Source organism: Thermoplasmata archaeon (assembly GCA_035632695.1).
Taxonomy (GTDB): Archaea; Thermoplasmatota; Thermoplasmata; order RBG-16-68-12; family RBG-16-68-12; genus RBG-16-68-12.
Genome location: DASQGG010000115.1, coordinates 1 through 7,202 on the forward strand (window position 1 = coordinate 1; position 7,202 = coordinate 7,202).

The following is a 7,202-nucleotide window of genomic DNA, read 5'->3' on the forward strand; positions in this document are numbered from 1 at the left end:
TGAACTTTGAGTATAAAAGCCTGACGGTCGGGCGAATTTGACGTGACCAAGCGGGTTGCGACGCGTTCGCCTCCCGCTACGTGCTGATCCCGGATTTTTATTCATGACCTCTTATGCATCGGACGATGCGCCGACGACGGCGACCCGGGCGGCGAGCGACCATGCTACGGAGTCGCCCGTTGAAATGGGAGTCTGGTTTCAGGTTGAATATTAGACTATGTATCGGTACTCAGTATTATTGTTTAGTTGCTACCGATTCGTGGCGAATTGGAATTATTCACGGTCCAATATATTACTACAGAGCTTTCCGTTTTCGCATGTCCTCGAGGACTTCCTTGGCCCGATCCATCCGGATCTTTCGCTCGCGAACCAGGACCGCAGCCACCGCATCCACCTCGTCGCCGACGGCTCCCACCGTCGCCGCGATGTTCCGAGCGTGCAATCCCATGTGACCCCGCTGGATCCCCTCCGTGGCCAGGGCCCGGAGCGCCGCGAAGTTCTGGGCGAGACCCACCGAAGCGATGATTTCCGCGAGTTCGGCTGCTGTCTTCACGCCCAGCAGCTTGACGTTGGCCTTGGCCGTCGGATGCACCGCGGTGGCGCCCCCGATCAACCCAACGGGCATGGGCATCTCGATCGTCCCGACGAGGTCGCCGTCCGCGTTCTTCTCCCAGGTCGTTAGGGAGCGATAGCCGCCGGACTTCCATGCCGCGTACGAATGCGCACCCGCCTCGATGGCCCGCCAGTCGTTGCCCGTGGCGACGACGACGGCGTCCACACCGTTCATGATCCCTTTGTTGTGGGTCGCGCAGCGGAACGGGTCCGCATCCGCGAACGCGAAAGCTTGTACGATTCCGTCGACCACGTCTTCGCCGGGGATGTCTTCCGTCTTGATGGCATCCTTCGCGAACACGGCCCGCGCCCGCGCGAGGCGTTTGACCGCCAGGTTCGAGATGATCCGGAGGTACACACGGCCGCCGGTCCACCTCTCGAGGTGGGGCGCGACCGCCTCGGCCATTGTGTTCACCGCGTTCGCCCCCATGGCGTCGCGGCAATCGACGAGCAGGTGCGTGACCACCATAGGCCCGCGGGCCGTGTCCAGCACGCGCACCTCGACATCCTTCGCGCCGCCCCCGAACTTGACGAGGACGGGGTCCTTCTCGTTGGCCAGCGCGAGGATCTCGTCCCGGTGGGCCAGGATCGTCATCTTGGCCCCATGCGGGTCCGCGACGTTCACGAGTTGGATCTGCCCGATCATGATCGGCCCGCTGGAGCTCGTGGTGAAGCCGCCCTTGGCCCGCGCCATTTTGGCGGCGTTGGAGGCCGCGGCGACCACGCTCGGCTCCTCGATCGCCATGGGCACGAGGTAGTCCTTCCCATTGACCCGGAAGTTCACCGCGATGCCCAGGGGGAGTGGCAGGGCACCGACGACGTTCTCGATCATCCGGTCGGCCTGGTCGAAGGCGAGGGCCCCCGTGTTCCGGATCGTCGCCATCTCCGCTTCGGACAGATCCCCGAACTCCCGCACAACCTGCCAGCGTTCCTGGGGGCTCTTCTTGTAGAATCCCGAGACGTCCGAGGTCTTCATCCCGGCACCGATCCGCGGAGAGGGGCTCTCCCGCCATAAAGGCATCGCGGGCTCAGACTCGGGTGCCGCAATAGGGGCAGAACGCGGCGCCGGGGTTGAGTGGCGTTCCGCAGCTGCGACAACGGAGGGACGCGGGAGGGGCCGCCTGGACCCGGGGCGCACCCGGCGGCGGCGCGGGGGGCGGGTACGTCGGTGGGCCGGCATACGGAGCCGCCGGCACCCCGACCGGGTACATGACGGGGCGCTCCGCCCGGACGATCAAATAAACGATGAGGACGACCAGGCCGCCGACGAACGGAAGGAAGAACCCCGCGAGCACGAAGGCAATGGCCCAGATGTTGCCGTCCATGCCGCGCGTCTGGGCGTCCCGATAGACCCAGACAGCGATGAGGATGAAGATGACCAGGGACGCGATGGCCGCGATGCAGAGCGCCCCGAGGAAGGCGTCGAGGGGACCAAGCTGGAAGGGCGAAGCGCCCGCCGGTAACGAGACCATGGCGGCTCTTCGTCTTCATCAGCTTCCGCGTATATAACGGCTGACGGCGACTCCAGACCCCGAGACTTCGCCCTACCGAAAAGCGACGCACGACCGCCGAGTTCGAAGAACGTCCGCATGCGTGCAAAGGTATATCACGACCAGGCAGGATGCGGACACGGGGAAATCGGATGGAGGAGCAAACTCCCTCGGCCGGAGGGGGCGGGGCACCGACGCCCACGCCCGCTCCGAAGAAGAGTCGACGAACCTTGTGGATCGCGATTGCGGTGGTCGTCATCATCGTGATCGCGGGCGTGGCGATCGCGTTCTACGCGGGCGTGTTCAGCACACCGGGCCTGCGGATCGGGACGGTGCTCTCCCTCACGGGAGATCTCAGCCCCTACGGGCCGGACAATCAGAACGGCACGGACATGGCCGTGGCTGAGATCAACGCGGCAGGCGGCGTCCTGGGGCACCCAATCCTGATTTACCACACGGATGACCAGACGAAGCCGGACGCGGCCGCTGCCGCCGCTCGCGCGCTCATCTCGACGGACCAGGTGAACGCCATCGTGGGCGCGACCGGAAGCGGTCAGTGCGCACAGGTCGTCCCGATCGCATCTGCGAACCACGTGTTCGAGATCTCTGGCTCCTGCACGTCGCCCATTTTCTCGAACCTCACCCTGACGAACGGCTTCTGGGCGAGGACCGCGCCGTCCGACGCGCTTCAGGGCGTCGTGGCTGCGTACTACGCACACCACAACCTGACGACCAACTACACCGCCGTCATCGGGATTAACAACGCCTACGGAACCGGGCTGGCGGGCGTCTACGCAGGCGCCTTCAAGAAGTTCGGAGGCAACGTCACGGACAGCCCGATCGTGACCGTAACCGAGGTCGGTGCCGGGGCCACGGACTACTCCACCCAGCTCTCGCAGATCATGAGCGCGACCCCCGCGCCACAGCTGATCTACCTGGCGGGCTACCCGGCGGACGGGGTCCTGATGATGAAGAACTGGAACACTTTACTAGGGACCCATGCGAGTTGGTCGTCTGTGAAGTGGATGTTCTCCGAGGGCCTGTACGACCAAAAGAACTTCCTCACCGCGCTCTTCTCCACGTACGGCGCCGGCGAGGCGGTGTGGCAGGGGAGCGCCCCGAGCGCCTACGGCGGCATCACGGGCCCGAACTACCCTGCCTGGCAAGCCTCTTTCAAGGCGAAGTTCGGACACACCCCCACCCTGTTCGATGACACGAACTACGACGCGGTGTACATGATCGCCATGGCCGCACAGATCGGCGGGAGCTATACCGGAGACACGATCAAGGCGAACATTCAGAAGGTGGCCGTTTCGGGCGGGACCACAATCCTGCCCGGGCAATGGTCCGCCGCGCTCACGGCGATTTCCCAAGGGAAGTCGGTGAACTACGTCGGCGCGTCGGGCGGGACCCAGGTGAACCAGTACGGGGACCCCCTGAGTGGGTACGTCATCTGGGGCGCGAACTCGACGGGAGCCGCAATCATAAAGCAGATCTTCCCGCAGACGCTCGTCTCGAGCTTGGTCAGCTCGGTGGGATCGTTGAGCGTGGGGACTGCGTCCGTGGGCGGGCTCACCTGGTCGCCGGTCGCAGCGACGGTCGTGGCCCGGGAGTCGTGAACCGCTAACCACCCAAGTAGAGGCGCCCTACCTCGGGATCCGAGAGGAGCGCCTCTCCTTTTCCTTCATACCGGTTTCGACCCATCTCGAGCACGTACCCTCGGTGCGCCATGGCGAGGGCACGCTTCGCGTTTTGCTCCACAAGGAGGATGGCCGTTCCGTACTGGTTGATCTCCGCGATCTTCTGGAAGATCATCGTGACGAGTTTCGGGGCCATCCCCGCGGACGGCTCGTCCACGAGGATGAGACGTGGATCGAGGATGAGCCCCCGTCCTAGCGCGACCATCTGCTGCTCCCCGCCGCTCAGGGTCGACACGGGCTGCCGGAGCTTGGTCCTCAGGTTCGGGAAGATCTCGACGATTCGATCGATTCGCTCGTCGAACTGTTCCGGGGTAAGGAACACCGTGGCCTCCGACGCTCGGTTCGCGCGCAACGCTCGCCCGATCCGGAGGTAGACCTTGTGCATCCACCCCGGGTTCCGGCTCACCGCGGCGACTTCCAGGTTCTCCCGGACGGTCAGCCGCGGGAACACGTTGCGGTTCTGGGGCACGTAGGCGAGGCCTTGGACGACCAAGTCCTCCGGGTTCCACCCGGTGATCTCCGCCCCCGCGAAGCGGATAGAACCGCTCGTCGGCTTCAGGATGCCGATCACGGCTCGAATCAGGGTGGACTTGCCCGCTCCATTCGGGCCGATGATGACGACGATTTCCCCCTGGCCCACGTCCGCGGAGACCCCATGGAGGATCTCCGTCTCGCCGTAGCCCGCGTGCACGTCCCGGATCTCGAGAAGGGCCGTGGCGTCAGCCTCCCAGGTAGGAATCAATGACCTGCGGGTGGACCTTGATCTCATCGGGCTTCCCTTGGGCCAGGGTGCGACCCTGGTGCATCACGATGACCCAGTCGCAGCGCTTCATGATGATGTCCATGTCGTGCTCGACCAGGAAGAAGCTCATGCCCTTCTTGCGCAGGGACTCGATGATTTCCAGGAGCTTCTGGGCCAAGGTGGGGTTGACTCCCGCCATGGGTTCGTCGAGGAGGATCATCCGCGGCTCCTCCATCATGGCGCGGGCGATCTCGAGGAGCTTCTTCTGTCCTCCGGACAGGTTCTTCGCGTACTCGTCGCGCAACGGCCGCAGTCCGACGAGGCCGAGGATGTCTTCGGCCTTCTTCTGGATCGCCGCCTCGTCCCTGCGGATCCCGAGCGGGTGCAGGACGAGGTCAATCAGGCGGTCCCCACGGACGTGCTGAGCGGCCACCAGGAGGTTCTCGAGGACGGTGAGATTCCGGAACTCATGGGGAATCTGGAACGTCTTCACGAGCCCTCGTCGCACGACGGCGTGGGCGGGGAGCCCTTCGACGTGCTCTCTCTGGAAGACGATTTCGCCGGAATCGGGAGCGTACAGCCCGGCGATGATATTGAACAGCGTGGACTTCCCCGCTCCGTTTGGGCCGATGAGGCCGGTGATCGTATTCGGTTGCACGTCCAGGCTGCATCCATCCACAGCGCGTATCCCGCCGAATGAGCGATGGACGTCCATCACGCGGAGGATCGGCTCGCTCATGTCTTCCTCGGCTCCGGGGGAATGTACTTCCGCTCGGGGATGATCCCCGCGGGTCTGAACAGGATGAAGAAGATGAGGAGAAGGCCGATCACGATCGTCTCTCCGAAGACGATCGTCGTCGAGGCGGTGCCCGGGATACCCGGGAGCGCCTGGATCTCCTGCGCGCCCCACTCGAACAGGTAGAACAGGTACGCGCCGACGATGACGCCGCGGTTGTTGCCACTGCCGCCCAGGATGACGATCACATAGACCGTGAAGGTGTAGAATGGCACGAACTGGTCCGGGCCCACGGTCTGCGCGTACGAGGCGGACAAGGCGCCTGCGAGCCCCATCACCGCACACCCGATGCCCGTGGCACCGAGTTTCAGCATGAAGGTGTCCTTGCCGATCGCCTCTGCGGCCTCCTCGTCCTCGCGGAGCGCTTTGAGGGACCGACCCCATGGCGACCGGTACAGGAAATTCAAGAAGAACAGGAGGCCGAGAAGGATCGCCATGATGATGCCGAGGAACAGGATGTCGGACACGGGGCCCGGCGGTACGAGCCACTGGAACGGGCGGGGGATCAGGTTCAGGTTCTGGTCCCCGCCGGTGAACTCGCGCTCGTTCTTGAACACGAGGCGCACGATTTCGGCGAAGGCCAAGGTCGCGATCGCGAGGTAGTCCGTCCGGAGCCGCACGGTCGGAATCGCGATGAGGATGCCGACGAGTGCGGGGATGGCCATGGCTACGAGGACCGAGAGCAGGAGGTCGGTCGGGATGGGAGGGCCCCAGTGTCCCGGTGTGATGGGGATGCCCCCGATGGTCGTGGGGGGAACCAGACCCGTGGCGAACATCCCGAACGTGTACGCACCGATCCCAACGAAGGCCGCGACGCCCGCGTTGAAGAGTCCGGTTTCCCCCCACTGGATGTTCAAGCCCAACGCCGCGATCGCGAGCAAGGTGCTCGGAACGAAGTAGTTGGCCGCGGCGAGGAACAGGGGGTCGAAGCTCGTGTCACTCCGCCCCCTGGGGCCGGTTCAGGACCCGTGTCTTCAGGGACCGGAGTCGCGCGCGCCACCGCGTGGACGGACGGCGTGCCCCCATAATCCCATCCGGGAGGAAGAGCAGGACGAGGATCATCACGATGAACGCGACGGCAGGCTCGTACGCGACGCCCCCCAGGAGGATCCCCTGATTCGCCAACCAGGCGAGCGGGACGTCGGAAACCACCTGGATGAGGCCGACCAGGAATCCGCCGAAGAGCGCTCCGGACGGCGAACCGACGCCCCCGATGATGACCGCGGCGAAGATGAAGAGGAGGACGTGGAAGCCGAGGAGGGGTACCAAGTTCACGATGATCGCGAGAAGGACGCCCGCGACGGCCGCGAACGCCCCGCTCAGGGCCCACGTCCACATCACGATGTTCCGGGTGTTGATCCCGGATGCGCGGGCGAGATCGAGATCGTCCGAGCAGGCACGCATGGCCTTGCCCAGGGTCGTGTAATTGAGCAGGACATGGAGGCACACCATGAGCGCGACGGCGATGATCCCGGTCGCGATGCCCTTGACGGCATTCAGATGCAGTCCCGTGTTGCCGAGGGCGAAGTCCTGGGGAATCATCACCGGGAGGTACTGGAGGCTCGTGCCGAATGTGAGATTGAGGACGTTCTCAAGGACGAGCGCGACGCCGACGGACGCAATCAGGGGCGCGACCTCTCCCCGACCGTCAAGCCGGCGGAAGATCGCTAGCTCCAAGAACACTCCCAGGAGGGCAACGCCGATGGCCGCGAAGATGAACCCAACCACGATCGACTGCTGGAAATAGCTGGTCGCGACGAATGCCAGGTAGGCCCCGACGGTCATCAGGTCCCCGTGGGCGAAGTTCGCGAACTTCTTGACCCCGTACGTCAAGGAGAGGCCCGAAGCACCGAGCACGTAGA

The 7,202-nt window shown here is 64.6% G+C and carries 7 protein-coding genes; 1 reads left to right on the plus strand and 6 read right to left on the minus strand.

What is annotated here, in order from left to right; translation table 11 throughout:
* Positions 1 to 295: 295 nt before the first annotated feature.
* Complete coding sequence (locus VEY12_07870; GenBank protein HYM40043.1) at positions 296 to 1,588, minus strand: hydroxymethylglutaryl-CoA reductase, degradative; 1,293 nt, start codon at positions 1,586 to 1,588, stop codon at positions 296 to 298.
* 52 nt (positions 1,589 to 1,640) lie between these two features.
* Positions 1,641 to 2,084 carry a zinc ribbon domain-containing protein gene (locus VEY12_07875; protein ID HYM40044.1) on the minus strand — a complete coding sequence of 148 codons (444 nt, stop codon included), beginning with the start codon at positions 2,082 to 2,084 and terminating at the stop codon, positions 1,641 to 1,643.
* Positions 2,085 to 2,332: 248 nt separating this feature from the next.
* Between VEY12_07875 and VEY12_07880 the strand changes: the two genes are divergently transcribed.
* On the plus strand, positions 2,333 to 3,721 hold the full coding sequence (locus VEY12_07880) for an ABC transporter substrate-binding protein (GenBank protein HYM40045.1): 1,389 nt from the start codon (positions 2,333 to 2,335) through the stop codon (positions 3,719 to 3,721).
* A 4-nt stretch (positions 3,722 to 3,725) separates the two neighbouring features.
* Here the strand turns inward: VEY12_07880 and VEY12_07885 are convergent, their stop codons facing one another.
* The 4 genes from VEY12_07885 to VEY12_07900 form a co-directional block, all read right to left on the minus strand.
* The gene (locus VEY12_07885) at positions 3,726 to 4,544 is read right to left on the minus strand and encodes an ABC transporter ATP-binding protein (GenBank protein ID HYM40046.1); all 819 of its coding nucleotides are present in this window, start codon (positions 4,542 to 4,544) and stop codon (positions 3,726 to 3,728) included.
* Positions 4,522 to 5,283 carry an ABC transporter ATP-binding protein gene (locus VEY12_07890; protein HYM40047.1) on the minus strand — a complete coding sequence of 254 codons (762 nt, stop codon included), beginning with the start codon at positions 5,281 to 5,283 and terminating at the stop codon, positions 4,522 to 4,524. The genes VEY12_07885 and VEY12_07890 overlap by 23 nt, the downstream gene beginning before the upstream one ends.
* A complete protein-coding gene (locus VEY12_07895) occupies positions 5,280 to 6,260 on the minus strand; it encodes a branched-chain amino acid ABC transporter permease (GenBank protein HYM40048.1) in 981 nt (326 codons plus the stop codon). The genes VEY12_07890 and VEY12_07895 overlap by 4 nt, the downstream gene beginning before the upstream one ends.
* A gap of 16 nt (positions 6,261 to 6,276) precedes the next feature.
* Positions 6,277 to 7,202, minus strand: a 926-nt coding sequence (locus tag VEY12_07900; protein ID HYM40049.1) for a branched-chain amino acid ABC transporter permease, incomplete at its 5' end; no start/stop codon positions are given.